Origin of the sequence: Aeromicrobium sp. MLTX1, assembly GCF_046452335.1 — a bacterium.
Classification (GTDB): domain Bacteria; phylum Actinomycetota; class Actinomycetes; order Propionibacteriales; family Nocardioidaceae; genus Aeromicrobium.
The window spans coordinates 1009961-1024592 of sequence record NZ_JBKFDN010000002.1 but is presented as its reverse complement, the minus strand read 5'-3'; the positions used below and the strand labels follow the sequence as shown (position 1 = coordinate 1024592).

Here is a 14632-nt window from a genome sequence, read left to right as displayed (position 1 = left end):
CTCCCCGGCGGTCCTCGGCCGGAGGGGTGGGGGGAGGGGGTCGCGGGGGGAGATAGGCCGCTCTCCGGCGGTTGCCGTGGGGGCGGCCCAGGGGGAGGGTGGCGCCGCTGGTGCTCGGGACAGCGGGTCCGGTCGTCAGAGCGGGACAGAGGCACACCCTCATGAGTGAGTCCCGATGTGGCTCTGGCCTGCCTGCACGATCGCACCCGCCTGGTTGCCAAATGACAACCGTTCCCACCTCGGTGTCGAACGCGTCACCGCGCGCAGGTACGGTCACGGCTCATGAACACACGAATCCTGGTTACTGCTGAGGAAGCGTCGAAGCTCCTGAGCGTGTCTCTGTCGATGGTTCGCAACCTCGCCGCCGATGGCGTTCTTGAGCGGCAGTACATCGGCAAGGGCACGCGCAACTATCGCGTCACCTTCGCGTCCCTCGAGCGGTACGCCGACAGTCTGCCGATCGATCCGGTGACGCGATGATCGAGCCGCGGGCCTGTTCGATCAATGACGCAGCCGCGGCCCTCGGGGTCAGCCGCCGACACGTCGAGCGGCTCGTGAACCACGCCGAACTGGACTCGCTGAAGTCCGGCGGGCGCACCCTCGTGATCGTGGCTTCGATCGACGAGTACATCGAACGTCACCGGAGATGCTGAGCGCGGAGACCGCGGAGCCGCCCTGCCCCGAGAGTGGGAGTCTGGGCAGGGCGGCTGTCTCCCGATCGCTATTCGGTCGGGATGACCTCGAGCGGGGGCAGGTCGTCAGCGGACACGAAGAGTGCCTCGGCGGCCTCGGTCAGACTCCACAGCTTCAGGCCCGGCTTCGGCGCGGCCCACGGGTTCACCTGGATCGATTCCCCTCGACGAACCTGCACAAGTCCCGCCGTGACCAGCACGAGCAGGTCATTCGTGATTCGCCCGGAGCAGTGCCGTCCGTAGACCGTCACGAGTCGGCCGACGTCGCCCACGGGCATCTCTCCGTGCTCTTTCAGCGCAGCCAGGATCTGGTCGCGCACGAGAGTCTGGGCCGGGGTCCACGCCTTGCGCTTCACTTCCCGCCCTCCGTCATCGCCTCGAGCACGTCCGCGGCGGAGATCAGCGCCCTGCCCAGCGAACGGAGCCTCGCAGGCTCGGACAGGTAGATCTCGAAGTCCGCCGAGACGGCCACGACGTGGACCGTCTCATCGAGGCCCTCTTCGACTCGTACCTCACAGTCCGGGTCGCCAGTGAGGTTCTCGGTCTGGTGGATGCCGGGGTACGACTCCGAGATGGGGTAGTTGGCGAATCGGGAGTGGTCCGTGCACCAGTCGGGGCACGAGCCGTCCTGAGGTATCAGGCGGGGGCCGGCTTGGCTCTCGTTCGCCGAGAGGCTTGCGGCTGTGGTGGCCGTAGACTTCTTCATATGATCTGATCTCCTTCGTAGATCGGGTCCACGCCCCCGGCTGTTAGCGCAGCGCGGGGGCACTCTCTTCGTGTCGAGGCCGAGTATCCAACTGCGGTCTGACACCTTGTTAGAACTGTCACACTTGACCTATCGACCTCGCGATGGGGCTCGGCGTGTTCGCCGCGAAGGCCGTGGTCCCGCCCGAGACGCTGGCCGGCACGGTCTTCCTCGGCGAGCTGGCGCTCGACGGGCGACTGCGGCCGGTCCGCGGTGTCCTCCCGGCCACGCTCGCGGCCGCCGAGGCCGGCTTCGAGAAGGTGGTGGTCCCGGAGTCCAACGTCAACGAGGCGCGGCTCGTCCCGTCCGTCACCGTCGTGGGCGTGCGGTCCCTGCGTCAGGTCGTGGCGATGCTGCGCGGGGAGGAGGAGCCCGAGGACCCGCCCGTGCCGCCGCTGAGCGAGGCGGGCGACGGCTGGAGCGGCGTCGCCCCGACGGGCGACCTCGACCTCACCGACGTGGTGGGGCAGGACGACGCCTGCCTCGCCACCGTGATCGCCGCCAGCGGCGGTCATCACCTGCTGCTCACCGGACCGCCGGGGGTCGGCAAGACGATGCTCGCGCAACGGCTGCCGGCGCTGCTGCCCGACCTCGACCCGAACGACTCCCTCGAGGTCAGTGCGCTGCACTCGCTCGCGGGCGTCCTGCCGTCGGACCTGCCCATGCTCGTGAGGCCGCCGTTCCTCGAGCCGCACCACACGGCGAGTGCGGCAGCCGTGGTGGGCGGCGGCAGCCGGGTCGTCCGTCCGGGTGCGATGTCGCTGGCCCACCACGGCGTCCTCTTCCTCGACGAGGCCCCCGAGTTCGCCAGCAACGTCCTCGAGGCACTGCGCCAGCCGCTCGAGAGCGGCCAGGTGGTGGTCTCCCGCGCGGCGCAGACCGCCGTCTTCCCGGCACGGTTCCAGCTCGTGCTGGCCACCAACCCCTGCCCGTGCGGCCACGCCGGCTCGGTCATGCAGCGGTGCGAGTGCCCGGCCGCGACCCGACGCCGGTACGCCGACCGCCTGTCCGGGCCGATCCGCGACCGCATCGACATCCACCGCACGCTCGTCGAGCCCACGCGCCGCGACCTCGCCGCAGGACTGGTGCCCCGCCCGGCGACCGCCGATCTGGCAGGACGGGTCGCGCAGGCCCGCCACCGGCAGCGGACACGGCTCGCCGGCACGCCGTGGCGCGTCAACGCGGCGGTCCCGGGGGTCGAGCTGCGCAAGGCCTGGCCCGCCACGCCCGACGCGACGCGCCTGCTCGAGCAGCAGGTGCGCGGGCACAAGGTGACGCCCCGGTCGGCCGACCGGGTCCTGCGCCTCGCCTGGAGCATCGCCGACCTGTGCGAGCACCCTCGGCCGACGATCGAGGACGTCCAGGCCGCGCTCGACCTGCGGCGCGGGAGCGCCATCGGCGGCGAGCTGCTCGGACTCCTGGAGGCGGCATGACGAGGAGTCAGTCCCGCACCCGACTCATGCTCTCGCTCGTGGCCGAGTCCGGCGACCCGCGGCTGGTCGCCTGGCGGGAGCGCTGCGATCCCGTGGAGCTGTGGCAGGCGGTCGTCCGCGGCGCCCCGGAGATCCCCGACCGCTGGCACGCCGGTGCCGCCGACGCCGCCAGCCGCGTCGACGGGGTGCTGCGCCGGGCCGACGAGGTCGGCGCGCGCTGGGTCGTCCCGGGGTCGCCCGTGTGGCCGGTCGCGCTCGACGACCTCGACCAGGTCGACGGCATCGGACAGGTCACCGGCGCCCCGCTGGGTCTGTGGGTGCGCGGCGGGGGAGACCTGACCTCGATCGCCGCGGCTCCGGTGGCGATCGTCGGAGCACGCGGCTGCACCACCTACGGCGCGGAGGTCGCCAGCGACATCGGCGCCGACTGCGCCGACCAGGGGCACGCGATCGTGAGCGGAGCCGCCTTCGGCATCGACGCCAGCGCGCACCGCGGCGCGCTGCTCGGCGGCGGGCCCACGATGGCGGTGATGGCGTGCGGGGTCGATGTCGAGTACCCGCGCACGCACGCCGCCCTCCTGCGTCGGATCGCCGAGGAGGGACTCGTGGTCAGCGAGTTCCCGCCCGGCGCCGAGCCGCAACGACACCGCTTCCTGGTGCGGAACCGGATCATCGCGGCGCTCAGCGTGGGGGTGGTGGTCGTGGAGGCCGCGCGCCGCAGCGGCTCGCTCAACACGCTGCACTGGGCCGACCTCCTCGGCCGGACGACGATGGTCGTCCCCGGACCGATCACGTCGCAGGCCTCGTGCGGCACCCATCTCGCGGTGCGCGACGGCAAGGCGCTGCTCGTGACGTCGGGGCACGACGTCCTCGCGGACACCTTCGGCGTCGTCGACGCCGACCTGCCCGCGATCGGTCCCGGAGCGCGGCGGGTGTGGCTGCGGCTCGGCGCCGAGCCCCAGCCCGTCGAGCAGCTGGCTCGCGCGCTGCGACTCGGCACCGTCCCGGTCCTGCGCGCCCTGCGCGAGCTCGAGCGCCACGACGTCGTGGCACAGGGCGACGGCGGATGGCGACGCGAGACCAGGGTGACGAACCGTCAGGGCGAGGTAGGTTGAACGGCGTGAACGACTCCCACGCGATGGATCCCGCCCGAGCCGACGAGGTCTTCGCCCACTGGGAGGAGACGTACGGGTCGAGCGAGGGCGTCTGGTCCGGGCACGTCAACGCGGCCCTGGCCCACGTGGCCGCCGACCTGCCCGCGGGCGCGGCGCTCGACCTCGGGGCGGGGGAGGGCGGCGACGCCCTCTGGCTCGCGGAGCGGGGCTGGGAGGTCACCGGCATCGACATCTCGCCCACGGCGCTCTCGCGCGCCGAGCGGGCGGCCGAGCGCGCAGGCCTGAGCGAGCGCGTCACCTGGGTGGCGGCGGACCTGCACACCTGGTCGTGCACCCGCGAGTTCGACCTCGTCACCGCCTCGTTCCTGCAGTCGCCCGTGGCCCTCGACCGCGGTCGGATCCTGCGGACCGGGGCCGACCGGGTCGCGGCCGGCGGTCACCTGCTCGTGGTCGCCCACGCCGAGGCGCCGCCGTGGTCCCACGACGGCGAGCACGACCACCATGCGCAGATGCACTTCCCGACGCCCGAGGACGACCTGAAGGTGCTCGATCTCGCGGCCGACGAGTGGACCACGGTCATCGCCGACGTCCGCGAGCGCACGGCCTTCGCCCCCAGCGGCGAGGAGGTCGTGCTGCGCGACGGCGTGCTGCTGCTCCGGAGGAGCGCCTGAGGTCCTCGACTCAGGTGTGCAGGGGCGGGGCCTCGGGTCGGCCGTGCCCGAGCTGCTCGAGGGCGTGGTCGACGATCTCGGACAGCACCTCGAGCCCTTCGCGCACCGCCCCGGTCGACCCCGCGAGGTTCACCAGCAAGGTGTGTCCGCTGATGCCGGCCGTGCCGCGTGACAGCGCCGCGTGCGGGGTCGAGCGCAGCCCCCGGGCGCGGATCGCCTCGGCGATGCCCGGCGCCGGCCGGTCGACGAGCGCGGCGGTCACCTCTGGGGTGTGGTCGTCGTCGGTGAATCCGGTGCCACCCGTGGTCAGCACGAGAGCGCAGCCCTGGTCGACGAGGCGCTGAAGGACGTCGCCGACCTCGGGTCCGTCGGGGACCACGTGCGGGCCCGAGACCTCGAAGCCGTGGGCGCGGCCCCACTCGGCGATGCGGGGACCGGTGAGGTCCTCGCGCCGGCCGTCGGCGGCACGCGTGGACGAGACGACCACGCCGAGCAGGCGGGGCCGGGTCTCACTCATCGCGGGCCCAGTCGTGGGTGCCACCGGTCTTCGCCTCCACGCGCACCTGGTCGATGACCGCGGTGTGGTCGACCGCCTTCACCATGTCGAACAGGGTCAGCGCCGCCACGCTGACGGCGGTGAGCGCCTCCATCTCGACGCCGGTGGGTGCCGTGGTGGCGACGGTGGCCTCGACGCGCACGCCCGACTCGAGGGCGCGGAAGTCGAGCGTGATCGCCGACAGCGGGAGCGGGTGGCACATCGGGACGAGGTGCGGGGTCTGCTTCGCGGCCAGGATGCCGGCGATCCGAGCGGTGGCGAGCGCCTCGCCCTTCGGCAGGTCGCCGGTCATGATCCGCTCGACGACGTCGGGCCGGGTGCGCAGCACGCCCGACGCCGTGGCCTCGCGCCGCGTCGTGGCCTTGCCCGACACGTCGACCATGTGGGCGCTGCCGTCCTCGCGGTAGTGCGACAGCTCGTCCCCGGACCCACTCGTGCTCATGCGATCCTCCACCACTCCACGGTATCTCCGGCGGCGAGCTCGGTGGTCTGCTCGGGCACCAGCACCAGCACGTCGGCCCGAGCGTAGGAGACCGCGAGGTGTGACCCGGCCTCGCCGACGAGACTCACGCGACCGTCGTTCTCGAGTCGCCCCCGACGGACCTGCAGGCGGCCGGGCGGCGACGTCAACGGCTCCGCGAGGGCCGCCGTGCCGGACGGGCGCCACGCGACCCGGCCGGCCGCCTGGGCCAGCGCCGGGCGCAGGAACAGCTCGAACGACACGAGGACGCTGACCGGGTTCCCCGGCAGGCAGACGATCGGCACGTCGCGGTCGCCGCTGCGCACGGTTCCGAGGCCCTGCGGTCCGCCCGGCTGGACGGCGACATGGCCGAACCACGAGCCGGGCGTGCCCTCCACCACCTGCCGGACGACCTCGCGCGTGCCCGCGCTGACGCCGCCGGTCGTGACGATCACGTCGTGCTCGGCCGCGAGGCGGTCGAGCAGGTCACGCAGGAGGGCGGGGTCGTCGGGCACGAGGTGGGTCGTGACCGGAAGGCCCAGGCTCACGGCGTGCGCGGCCAGGACGGACGAGTTCGAGTCGGGGACGGCGCCGGTCACCAGCTCGGCCCCCGTGGCGACCACGGCGAGGCGCAGCGAGGGCGCGACCTCGACCTCGGTGACGCCCGACACGACGAGCGCCCCGATGGCCGCGGGCGTCAGCGACGCCCCGGCGTCCAGCACGGTCGCGCCCGCCTCGACGTCCGAGCCCGCGCGCCGCACGAACGTGCCGGGCTCGACGGCCTCGTGGAACTCGACCAGGCCGCCGCCCTCGACGGGACCGAAGTCGCCGGGGTGGGTGCGCTCGACGGGCACGACGGCGTCGGCGCCGGGCGGGATGGGGGCTCCCGTCATGATCGGCGCCGTGGTGCCGGGATCGAGCCGGGGCGGCGCGGCGTCGCCGGCCACGACGTGGGCGACCGTGGGCAGGGTGACCGGGGTGACGCCCGCGCGGGCGAGGTCCTCGGCATGCACGGCGAACCCGTCCATCTGGCTGTTGTCGAAGCCCGGGACGTCGAGTCGGGAGAGGACGGGGGTGGCGAGTCGTCCAGTGAGGGAGGGGGCGACGGCGAGAGGCTCGGGCGGGTCCGTGGCACGGCGTTGGGCGGTCGCGCGGACGAGGGCCGCCACCTCGCGGACGTGCTCGTCGACGGATCTGCCCATGATGCCTCCGGTTCGGTGTCGCATCTGAGCCGCTATCGTGACTCTCATGTCTCAGGTGCGCGTCTCTGATGCCGCTGACTTCTTGGGAGTCAGCACCGACACCGTACGACGTCTGATCGCCTCGGGCCGTCTGGCCGCGGAGAAGGACGCCGGCGGCCGGACGGTCGTGGACGGCCGCGGGTTGGCCGAGTACGTGAGGAGCGAGGGCCGCTCGGTCGCCGATCCCACGTCGGTCTCCCGCTCCGCCCGGAACCGGTTCGTCGGCATCGTGACCGACGTGGTGAGCGACCGGGTGATGTCCCAGGTCGAGCTGCAGTGCGGGCCGCACCGGGTCGTATCACTCATCAGCACCGAGTCCGTCCACGAGCTCGGTCTCGAGCCAGGGGTCGTGGCGGTCGCCGTCGTGAAGGCGACGAACGTCGCCCTGGAGACACCGGGGGAGCGGCGATGAGGCGGCTCGCCGCCGCGCTCGCCGCGATCGCGCTGGCGGCGTCGGCGTGCACGTCGAGCACGGACGCCGCCGAGAAGCGCACGCTCACCTTGTTCGCGGCCGCCTCCCTCAACCAGACCTTCACCGAGATCGCCGACCGGTTCGAGGACGAGCACGACGGCGTCGAGGTCCGGCTGTCCTTCGGCGGATCGTCCGACCTCGCCGCGCAGATCGTCGAGGGTGCTCCGTCCGACGTCTTCGCGGCGGCCGACGAGCGCACGATGGCGCAGGTCACCGGAGCCGCCGAGGACGCGCTGGCTCCCGAGATCATCGCGACCAACACGCTCCAGATCGCCGCGACTCCCGACGGCAGCGTCACCTCCGCGGACGATCTCACCGATCCCGGCACCAAGGTCGTCGTCTGCGCGCCCCAGGTGCCGTGCGGGGCGGCCACCCGCGTGCTGCTCGCGAAGAACGGTCTGAGGATCTCGGCCGTCAGCGAGGAGCAGTCGGTCACCGACGTGCTGGGCAAGGTCACCAGCGGCGAGGCCGACGCGGGGATCGTCTACCGCACCGACGTGGTCGCGGCGGGGTCAGCCGTGCGTGGCGTCGACGTTCCCGGGGCCGATGAGGTGGTCAATCGCTACCCGGCCGTCGCACTCGATCCGGGCGACGACCTCGCAGCCGAGTTCGTCGCCTTCGTCTCCGGCCCGGAGGGCCGACGCATCCTCGCCGAGGCGGGCTTCGGGGCACCGTGACGACGCGCACCGACGTCCCGCGCTGGACCGCGATCCCGGCGGCGGTCGCGCTGGGGCTGCTCGGGCTGCCGCTCGTCGGCCTCGTGCTGAGGGTCGAGTGGGCGGACTTCCTGTCCCTCGTGACGACGGAGTCCTCACGCGCGGCGCTGTCGCTCAGCCTGCGGACGGCCGCCGCCAGCACGGTGCTGTGCGTCCTCCTGGGGGTGCCGCTCGCGCTGCTGCTCGCCCGGAGCTCGGGACGGTGGGCGGCCGCCGTGCGCGCCGTGGTCCTGGTGCCGCTCGTCCTGCCGCCGGTCGTCGGCGGCATCGCCCTGCTGGCCACCTTCGGTCGGCGCGGGTGGCTCGGGGAGCACCTCGAGGCCCTCGGGATCGAGATCGCCTTCAGCACGTTGGCCGTCGTGCTGGCGCAGACGTTCGTGTCGCTGCCGTTCCTCGTGATCACCCTGGAGGGAGCGCTGCGGGCCGCGGATCCCGGGTTCTCGGACGTGGCCGCGACCCTCGGTGCCTCGCCCGGACGCGTGCTGCGTCGAGTGACCCTGCCGCTCGTCGCCCCCGGTCTGGTCGCCGGCGCCGTGCTCTCGTTCGCGCGGGCCCTGGGCGAGTTCGGCGCCACGGTCACCTTCGCCGGCAGCCTGCAGGGCGTCACGCGCGCGCTGCCCACGGAGATCTACCTCCAGCGCGAGGTCGATCCCGACGCCGCCACGGCGCTCGCGTTCCTGCTCGTCGCCGTCGCGGTGATCGTGATCGCCGTCGTCCACCGGCCGGGGCGGTCGCCGTGGTGAGCCTCGACGCGCGACTGCGCGACCCCGTGCGCGACGTCGACCTGGGAATCGAGGTGGCATCGGGGGAGACGCTCGCGGTGATGGGGCCGAACGGCGCGGGCAAGTCCACCCTGCTCGCGACCATCGCCGGCCTGCTGAGGCCGACCGAGGCGGAGGTCGTCGTGGGCGACCGCGTGCTCGCGGGGGACGGCACGTGGGTGCGTCCGCACCTGCGCTCCGTGGCACTGCTCGGCCAGCAGCCACGACTGTTCCCCCACCTGACGGTCCGGCAGAACGTCGCCTTCGGGATGCGCGGCGACGATGACGTCGAGCACTGGCTCGAGCTCGTCGGTGCCGGGGAGCTGCGCGACCGGCGCCCGCGCGAGCTGTCCGGGGGACAGGCCCAGCGAGTCGCCATCGCCCGCGCCCTGGCCGTGCGGCCCGACGTCGTGCTGCTGGACGAGCCCCTCGCGGCACTCGACATGGAGGCCGTTCCCGAGATCCGTCGCCTGCTGCGACACGTCCTGGACGCGAGCACGGTGGTGCTGGTGACCCACGATCCCCTGGACGCGCTGGCGCTCGCCGATCGAGCGGTGATCGTGGAGTCCGGACGGGCGGTGCACGAGGGCCCGGTCCGCGACGTGCTGGCCCATCCGCGCAGCGCGTTCGGCGCGGCCCTCGCTGGGGTGAACCTCGTGGACGGGGTCGCGCTCGGCGCGGATCGGATCAGGACGGCGGACGGCCGCGAGCTCACCGGCACGCCCACGGGTGGACTCGAGGCCGGCTCGGGGGCGACGGGCACCTTCGCCCCGTCGGCGGTGGCCGTGCACCGCGAGCATCCGAGCGGCAGCCCGCGGAACGTGCTGACCGGCACGGTCACGGGCGTCGAGGTCCGGGGCACGACGTGCCGTGTCGAGATCTCCGGATGGCTCGCCGACGTCACGACCGCGGCGGTGGCCGAGCTCGAGCTCGAGCCCGGCCGCGAGGTCTGGATGAGCATCAAGGCCACCGAGGTGCACCTCCACCCGGCCTGACCGCGCCTCCCGAGGATCCCGCGACGGCGGTGCGAGAGTGGGGGAGTGAGTGACTTCTCCGAGGCCTGGGCGCGCACGCTGGCCGACTACGAGCGTCACCTCGTGCAGGAGCGCGACCTGTCCGACCACACCGTACGGGCCTACCTGACCGACCTCGCGAGTCTCGCCGAGCACGCGACGCTGTTGCGGGTGGACGACCCCGCGGACCTGACGATCCGCACCCTCCGCAGCTGGCTCGCGAACCTGCAGACGCGCGGCAAGGCGCGCACGACCATGGCCCGTCGGTCCACCGCCGCACGCGTCTTCACCGCGTGGATGGAGCGCACGGGCCGCGCGTCCACCGATGCCGGAGCGCTCCTCGCGGCGCCCAAGGCGCACCGGTCGCTGCCGCCTGCGCTCAGCCAGGCCGACATGCGCGGCGTGGTGGACGCGATCGTGGAGTCGATCGATGACGACAGTCCGGTCGGTCTGCGCGACCTCGCGGTGATCGAGCTGCTGTGGGCGACGGGCATCCGCGTGGGCGAGCTGGTCGGCGCGGACGTCGACGACCTGGACACGTCACGTCGCGTCCTGCGGGTCATGGGCAAGGGCTCGAAGGAGCGGATGGTCCCGTACGGCATCCCCGCGCAGGACGCCGTCGCCGCCTGGCTGGACCGAGGACGGCCCGCGCTGGCAGTCTCCGGAAGCGGACCCGCGCTCTTCCTCGGGGCCCGCGGCGGCCGGGTGGACGCGCGCGTCGTGCGCCGCATCGTCCACGATCGCGTGGCCGCGGTTCCCGACGCACCGGACGTCGGGCCGCACGGGCTGCGGCACACCGCCGCCACCCACCTGCTCGAGGGCGGAGCCGACCTGCGCTCCGTGCAGGAGCTGCTCGGACATGCGTCCCTCGGGACGACCCAGATCTACACGCACGTCAGCGCCGACCGGCTGCGCGCCGCGTTCGCCCAGGCGCACCCGCGCGCATGACTCACCGCGCGGCGAGCGGATCGACGGGCCGCCCGTCGACGAGCCGCATGAAGTGCAGGTGGCAGCCCGTCGAGTAGCCAGTCGAGCCGACGCGCCCCACCACCGTGCCGCCCCCGACGCGCTGGCCCGGGCGCACCGCGACGGACCCGAGGTGGGAGTAGGAGGACGCGACGCCGCCCGCGTGCTCGACCTGCACCTGCAGGCCGTACCCGCCGCTCGGCCCGGCACGGCTGACCTCGCCTGCCGCCACCGTGGGCACGGAGGTCCCGCACGGCGCTCCGACGTCGACCCCGTCGTGCAGCTTCCGCTCGCCCGTGACGGGGTGCACGCGCATCCCGAACGCGGAGGTCACGGGACCGTCGATCGGCAGGTCGCCCGTGCCGGCGTCCGGCGGCTCGGGGACCTCGCCGTCGGGATCGATGAGCCGGTAGGCGCCGGCGGTGGCGAGCAGGTCGGCCGGGTCGAGGTACTCGTCGCCGCGCAGACGTCCCAGGTTCAGACATGTGCGACGGCACGACGGGTGGTCCGCGAGGAGGCGTCCGATCGGCTGGCCCGCCGTGACCGCGTCGCCGACGCGCACCGACGGCGCCACGGGCTGGTAGGTGGAGCGCTCGCCACCGTGATCGATCGTGATCGTCCAGATCCCGGCGACGCGTCCCGCGAACGCCACGCGGCCGACCGCGACGGCCCGCACCGTCTGACCGGCACGTCCGGGGATGTCGACGCCGCGGTGTCCGGCCCCGTACTCCGACGACGGCGGGTCGAAGGGCCGCTCGATCGTGTGGTCTCCCAGCGGCCACGTCCACGGGGCGGCGACGGCCGGCGGCGCGAGGACGAGGGCGAGCAGGAGCGGGACGAGGAGGAGGGCACGGCGCATGCCCCGAGCCAAGCGACCCGGGAGCGCCGGCGGAACCGTCGGCGGCGGCCCTGTGGACGGCTGCCGACGAGCCGCGTGACCCTGTGGAGATCGCCGCTTCGGCCCACCGTGGCACCGATTTCCTCGGGGGAGGGGCCGTGGACTAGACTTGGTCCGATCCGTCCACCGGACGGAAATTCGCGTGTCCTCTCCCGTGACGTGAGCAACCGAACGGGGCGCGATCCAGGTCCCATCTCCGATGGGTGGCCCGCGTCGGACACCAGGGCATCGCCGACCGGCGATGCGACAACTTGGTTTGAAAGGAAGTACGGCCATGGCCGTCGTCACCATGCGTCAGCTGCTCGAGAGCGGCGTCCACTTCGGGCACCAGACCCGTCGCTGGAACCCCAAGATGAAGCGATTCATCATGACCGAGCGCAACGGCATCTACATCATCGACCTCCAGCAGTCGCTGTCGTACATCGACTCGGCGTACGAGTTCGTCAAGAGCACCGTCGCCCGCGGCGGCACGATCCTGTTCGTCGGCACGAAGCGCCAGGCGCAGGAGCCCGTCGAGGAGCAGGCCAAGCGCGTCGGCATGCCCTACGTCAACCAGCGTTGGCTCGGCGGCATGCTCACCAACTACTCCACGATGTCCGCGCGCCTCCAGCGCATGAAGGAGCTCGAGGAGATCGACTTCGACGACGTGGCGGGCTCGAACCGCACGAAGAAGGAACTCCTTCAGATGCGTCGTGAGTACACCAAGCTCAACCGCACCCTCGGCGGCATCCGCGACATGGGCCGCGTGCCCAACGCCGTGTGGATCGTCGACACCAAGAAGGAGCACCTCGCGGTCGACGAGGCCAAGAAGCTCAACATCCCGATCGTCGCGATCCTGGACACCAACTGCGACCCGGACGACGTCGACTACCCGATCCCGGGCAACGACGACGCCATCCGCTCTGTGGGCCTGCTGACCCGCGTCATCGCCGACGCCGTGGCCGACGGCCTCATGTCGCGTGGCGGCGCCAAGACGGGCGAGGAGGCCCCGGGCCAGGAGCTCGGCGCCGAGGAGCCGCTGGCCGACTGGGAGAAGGAGTTGCTCGCCTCGAAGGCCGAGCAGCCCGCCGAGGCGCCTGCCGCCGAGGCCCCCGCCGCCGAGGCGCCGACCGCCGAGACCGCCGAGGCGCCGGCCGCTGACGCGGCCGAGGCTCCCGCCGAGTCCTGAGTCACTCCGACCATCTGCCGGCCCGACGCGATCCGTCGGGCCGGCACCACCAGAACCGAGGTTGAACATGGCAATCACTGCTGCCGATGTGAAGAAGCTCCGCGACGCCACGGGCGCGGGCATGATGGACGCCAAGAAGGCCCTCACCGAGGCTGACGGCGACTTCGACAAGGCCGTCGAGGTCCTGCGGATCTCGGGCGCGGCCAAGGCCGCCAAGCGCGGCGCCGAGCGCGAGGCCTCCTCGGGTCTCGTCGCCAACGCCGGCTCGGCCCTGGTCGAGCTGAACTCCGAGACCGACTTCGTCGCGAAGAACGACCAGTTCATCGCGCTGGCCGAGCGCCTGGCCACCGCGGCCGACGCCGCCAAGCCGGCCAACGCCGAGGAGTTCGCCCAGGTCACGCTCGACGACGGCAAGACCGTCGCCGAGACGATCAGCGCGCTCGCCGCCGTCATCGGCGAGAAGCTCGAGCTCGGTCGCGTCAGCGCCCTCTCGGGCCAGGTCGCCACCTACATGCACCGTCGCGCCAGCGACCTGCCGCCGGCCGTCGGCGTGCTCGTCGAGTTCGAGGGCGACAACGTCGATGCCGCCCGCGGCGTCGCGATGCAGATCGCGGCCATGCGCCCGCGCTGGCTGACCCGCGAGGACGTCCCCGCCGACCTCGTCGCCAAGGAGCGCGAGATCGCCGAGGCCACGGCCAAGGAGGAGGGCAAGCCCGAGCAGGCCCTGCCCAAGATCGTCGAGGGTCGCGTCAACGGCTTCTTCAAGGAGAACGTCCTCCTGGAGCAGTCCAGCGTCACCGACAACAAGAAGACCGTGAAGGCCGTCGCCGACGAGGCCGGCATCACCGTCAAGGGCTTCAGCCACATCGAGGTCGGCGCCTGAGTCGCACCACCGATCGTCGAGGGCCCCGCGGAGCGATCCGCGGGGCCCTCGTGCGTCTGCGGCGCGCGTCACAGCGGTCGCGCGATGCCCATGTCGGCTGCGCTCCGAGGGCGGTCATCGGATAATCTCGTACCCATGGCTCGCCGCGTACTCCTCAAGCTCTCCGGTGAGGTCTTCGGAGGAGGTGCGATCGGCATCGACCCCGACGTCGTCAACGACGCGGCCGCCCAGGTCGCCGCCGCCGTCCGAGACGGCGTCCAGGTCGCGATCGTCGTCGGCGGAGGCAACTTCTTCCGCGGGGCCGAGCTCAGCCAGCGCGGCATGGAGCGCTCGCGCGCCGACTACATCGGCATGCTGGGCACCGTCATGAACGCCCTCGCGCTCCAGGACTTCATCGAGAAGCAGGGCGTCGAGACGCGCGTGCAGTCCGCCATCGCGATGGCCCAGGTCGCCGAGCCGTACATCCCGCGCCGCGCCATCCGCCACATGGAGAAGGGCCGTGTCGTGATCTTCGGCGCCGGCGCCGGCATGCCGTACTTCTCCACCGACACGGTCTCGGCCCAGCGCGCGCTGGAGATCAAGGCCGACGTCGTGCTGATGAGCAAGAACGGCGTCGACGGGGTCTACGACTCCGACCCGCGCCGCAACCCCGAGGCCCAGCGCTTCGACAGCCTGACCTTCAACGAAGCCCTCCAGCGCAACCTCCAGGTCGTCGACGCGGCCGCGTTCGCGCTGTGCATGGAGAACGAACTGCCCATGATGGTGTTCAACATGAACGACGAGGGTGCGGTCACCCGCGCCCTGCGTGGTGAGATGATCGGAACACTCGTCCACGCCTGAGG

Annotated in this window: 19 protein-coding genes; 13 read left to right on the top strand and 6 right to left on the bottom strand. The window is 72.7% G+C overall.

Features of this window, described 5'->3' with window-relative positions:
• Positions 1-282: 282 nt before the first annotated feature.
• Positions 283-480 carry a helix-turn-helix domain-containing protein gene (locus ACK99Q_RS15415; protein WP_410186982.1) on the top strand — a complete coding sequence of 66 codons (198 nt, stop codon included), beginning with the start codon at positions 283-285 and terminating at the stop codon, positions 478-480.
• A complete protein-coding gene (locus ACK99Q_RS15410) occupies positions 477-653 on the top strand; it encodes a helix-turn-helix domain-containing protein (RefSeq protein ID WP_410186981.1) in 177 nt (58 codons plus the stop codon). The genes ACK99Q_RS15415 and ACK99Q_RS15410 overlap by 4 nt, the downstream gene beginning before the upstream one ends.
• 68 nt (positions 654-721) lie before the next feature.
• Here ACK99Q_RS15410 and ACK99Q_RS15405 read toward each other — a convergent pair whose 3' ends face one another.
• Both ACK99Q_RS15405 and ACK99Q_RS15400 read right to left on the bottom strand, forming a co-directional pair.
• Complete coding sequence (locus tag ACK99Q_RS15405; RefSeq protein WP_410186980.1) at positions 722-1048, bottom strand: hypothetical protein; 327 nt, start codon at positions 1046-1048, stop codon at positions 722-724.
• The gene (locus ACK99Q_RS15400) at positions 1045-1398 is read right to left on the bottom strand and encodes a hypothetical protein (protein ID WP_410186979.1); all 354 of its coding nucleotides are present in this window, start codon (positions 1396-1398) and stop codon (positions 1045-1047) included. The genes ACK99Q_RS15405 and ACK99Q_RS15400 overlap by 4 nt, the downstream gene beginning before the upstream one ends.
• Positions 1399-1541: 143 nt before the next feature.
• Between ACK99Q_RS15400 and ACK99Q_RS15395 the strand changes: the two genes are divergently transcribed.
• Genes ACK99Q_RS15395 through ACK99Q_RS15385 form a run of 3 tightly spaced genes read left to right on the top strand, consistent with a single transcriptional unit; the run spans position 1542 to position 4656 of the window.
• A complete protein-coding gene (locus tag ACK99Q_RS15395) occupies positions 1542-2870 on the top strand; it encodes a YifB family Mg chelatase-like AAA ATPase (protein ID WP_410186978.1) in 1329 nt (442 codons plus the stop codon).
• Positions 2867-3985 carry a DNA-processing protein DprA gene (dprA, locus tag ACK99Q_RS15390; protein ID WP_410186977.1) on the top strand — a complete coding sequence of 373 codons (1119 nt, stop codon included), beginning with the start codon at positions 2867-2869 and terminating at the stop codon, positions 3983-3985. Before ACK99Q_RS15395 ends, dprA begins: the two co-directional genes overlap by 4 nt.
• 5 nt (positions 3986-3990) lie before the next feature.
• The gene (locus ACK99Q_RS15385) at positions 3991-4656 is read left to right on the top strand and encodes an SAM-dependent methyltransferase (RefSeq protein WP_410186976.1); all 666 of its coding nucleotides are present in this window, start codon (positions 3991-3993) and stop codon (positions 4654-4656) included.
• Positions 4657-4666: 10 nt separating this feature from the next.
• Here ACK99Q_RS15385 and ACK99Q_RS15380 read toward each other — a convergent pair whose 3' ends face one another.
• The 3 genes from ACK99Q_RS15380 to glp are packed head-to-tail and all read right to left on the bottom strand — an operon-like array spanning position 4667 to position 6874.
• Entirely contained in the window at positions 4667-5173 is a 507-nt protein-coding gene (locus ACK99Q_RS15380; protein ID WP_410186975.1) for a molybdenum cofactor biosynthesis protein B, read from the bottom strand.
• Complete coding sequence (moaC, locus tag ACK99Q_RS15375; RefSeq protein ID WP_410186974.1) at positions 5166-5654, bottom strand: cyclic pyranopterin monophosphate synthase MoaC; 489 nt, start codon at positions 5652-5654, stop codon at positions 5166-5168. Before moaC ends, ACK99Q_RS15380 begins: the two co-directional genes overlap by 8 nt.
• Positions 5651-6874, bottom strand: coding sequence for a gephyrin-like molybdotransferase Glp (glp, locus tag ACK99Q_RS15370; protein WP_410186973.1), 1224 nt, complete (start codon positions 6872-6874; stop codon positions 5651-5653). Before glp ends, moaC begins: the two co-directional genes overlap by 4 nt.
• Before the next feature lie 46 nt (positions 6875-6920).
• On the opposite strand from glp, the gene ACK99Q_RS15365 reads away from it, so the two are divergent.
• From ACK99Q_RS15365 to ACK99Q_RS15345, 5 genes are read left to right on the top strand one after another with little or no spacing between them, the layout of a single operon-like run.
• A complete protein-coding gene (locus tag ACK99Q_RS15365) occupies positions 6921-7325 on the top strand; it encodes a molybdopterin-binding protein (RefSeq protein ID WP_410186972.1) in 405 nt (134 codons plus the stop codon).
• Positions 7322-8062 (top strand): molybdate ABC transporter substrate-binding protein, encoded by a 741-nt coding sequence (gene modA, locus ACK99Q_RS15360; RefSeq protein ID WP_410186971.1) that lies wholly within the window; start codon positions 7322-7324, stop codon positions 8060-8062. Before ACK99Q_RS15365 ends, modA begins: the two co-directional genes overlap by 4 nt.
• Positions 8059-8844: an ABC transporter permease gene (locus ACK99Q_RS15355; RefSeq protein ID WP_410186970.1), complete on the top strand. Its 786-nt coding sequence runs from the start codon at positions 8059-8061 to the stop codon at positions 8842-8844. Before modA ends, ACK99Q_RS15355 begins: the two co-directional genes overlap by 4 nt.
• Positions 8838-9857: a sulfate/molybdate ABC transporter ATP-binding protein gene (locus ACK99Q_RS15350; protein ID WP_410186969.1), complete on the top strand. Its 1020-nt coding sequence runs from the start codon at positions 8838-8840 to the stop codon at positions 9855-9857. The genes ACK99Q_RS15355 and ACK99Q_RS15350 overlap by 7 nt, the downstream gene beginning before the upstream one ends.
• 45 nt (positions 9858-9902) lie before the next feature.
• Positions 9903-10823 (top strand): tyrosine recombinase XerC, encoded by a 921-nt coding sequence (locus ACK99Q_RS15345; protein ID WP_410186968.1) that lies wholly within the window; start codon positions 9903-9905, stop codon positions 10821-10823.
• 1 nt (position 10824) lies between these two features.
• Here ACK99Q_RS15345 and ACK99Q_RS15340 read toward each other — a convergent pair whose 3' ends face one another.
• Positions 10825-11700 (bottom strand): peptidoglycan DD-metalloendopeptidase family protein, encoded by an 876-nt coding sequence (locus ACK99Q_RS15340; RefSeq protein WP_410186967.1) that lies wholly within the window; start codon positions 11698-11700, stop codon positions 10825-10827.
• Positions 11701-12013: 313 nt separating this feature from the next.
• Here ACK99Q_RS15340 and rpsB point away from each other — a divergent pair, with 313 nt between their 5' ends.
• The 3 genes from rpsB to pyrH all read left to right on the top strand — a co-directional run bounded on the left by rpsB (position 12014) and on the right by pyrH (position 14630).
• The gene (rpsB, locus tag ACK99Q_RS15335; protein ID WP_410186966.1) at positions 12014-12907 is read left to right on the top strand and encodes a 30S ribosomal protein S2; all 894 of its coding nucleotides are present in this window, start codon (positions 12014-12016) and stop codon (positions 12905-12907) included.
• A gap of 67 nt (positions 12908-12974) precedes the next feature.
• Positions 12975-13790, top strand: a complete 816-nt coding sequence (tsf, locus tag ACK99Q_RS15330; protein WP_410186965.1) for a translation elongation factor Ts — start codon at positions 12975-12977, stop codon at positions 13788-13790.
• Between the two features lie 135 nt (positions 13791-13925).
• Entirely contained in the window at positions 13926-14630 is a 705-nt protein-coding gene (pyrH, locus tag ACK99Q_RS15325) for a UMP kinase (RefSeq protein ID WP_410186964.1), read from the top strand.
• Positions 14631-14632 lie beyond the last annotated feature (2 nt).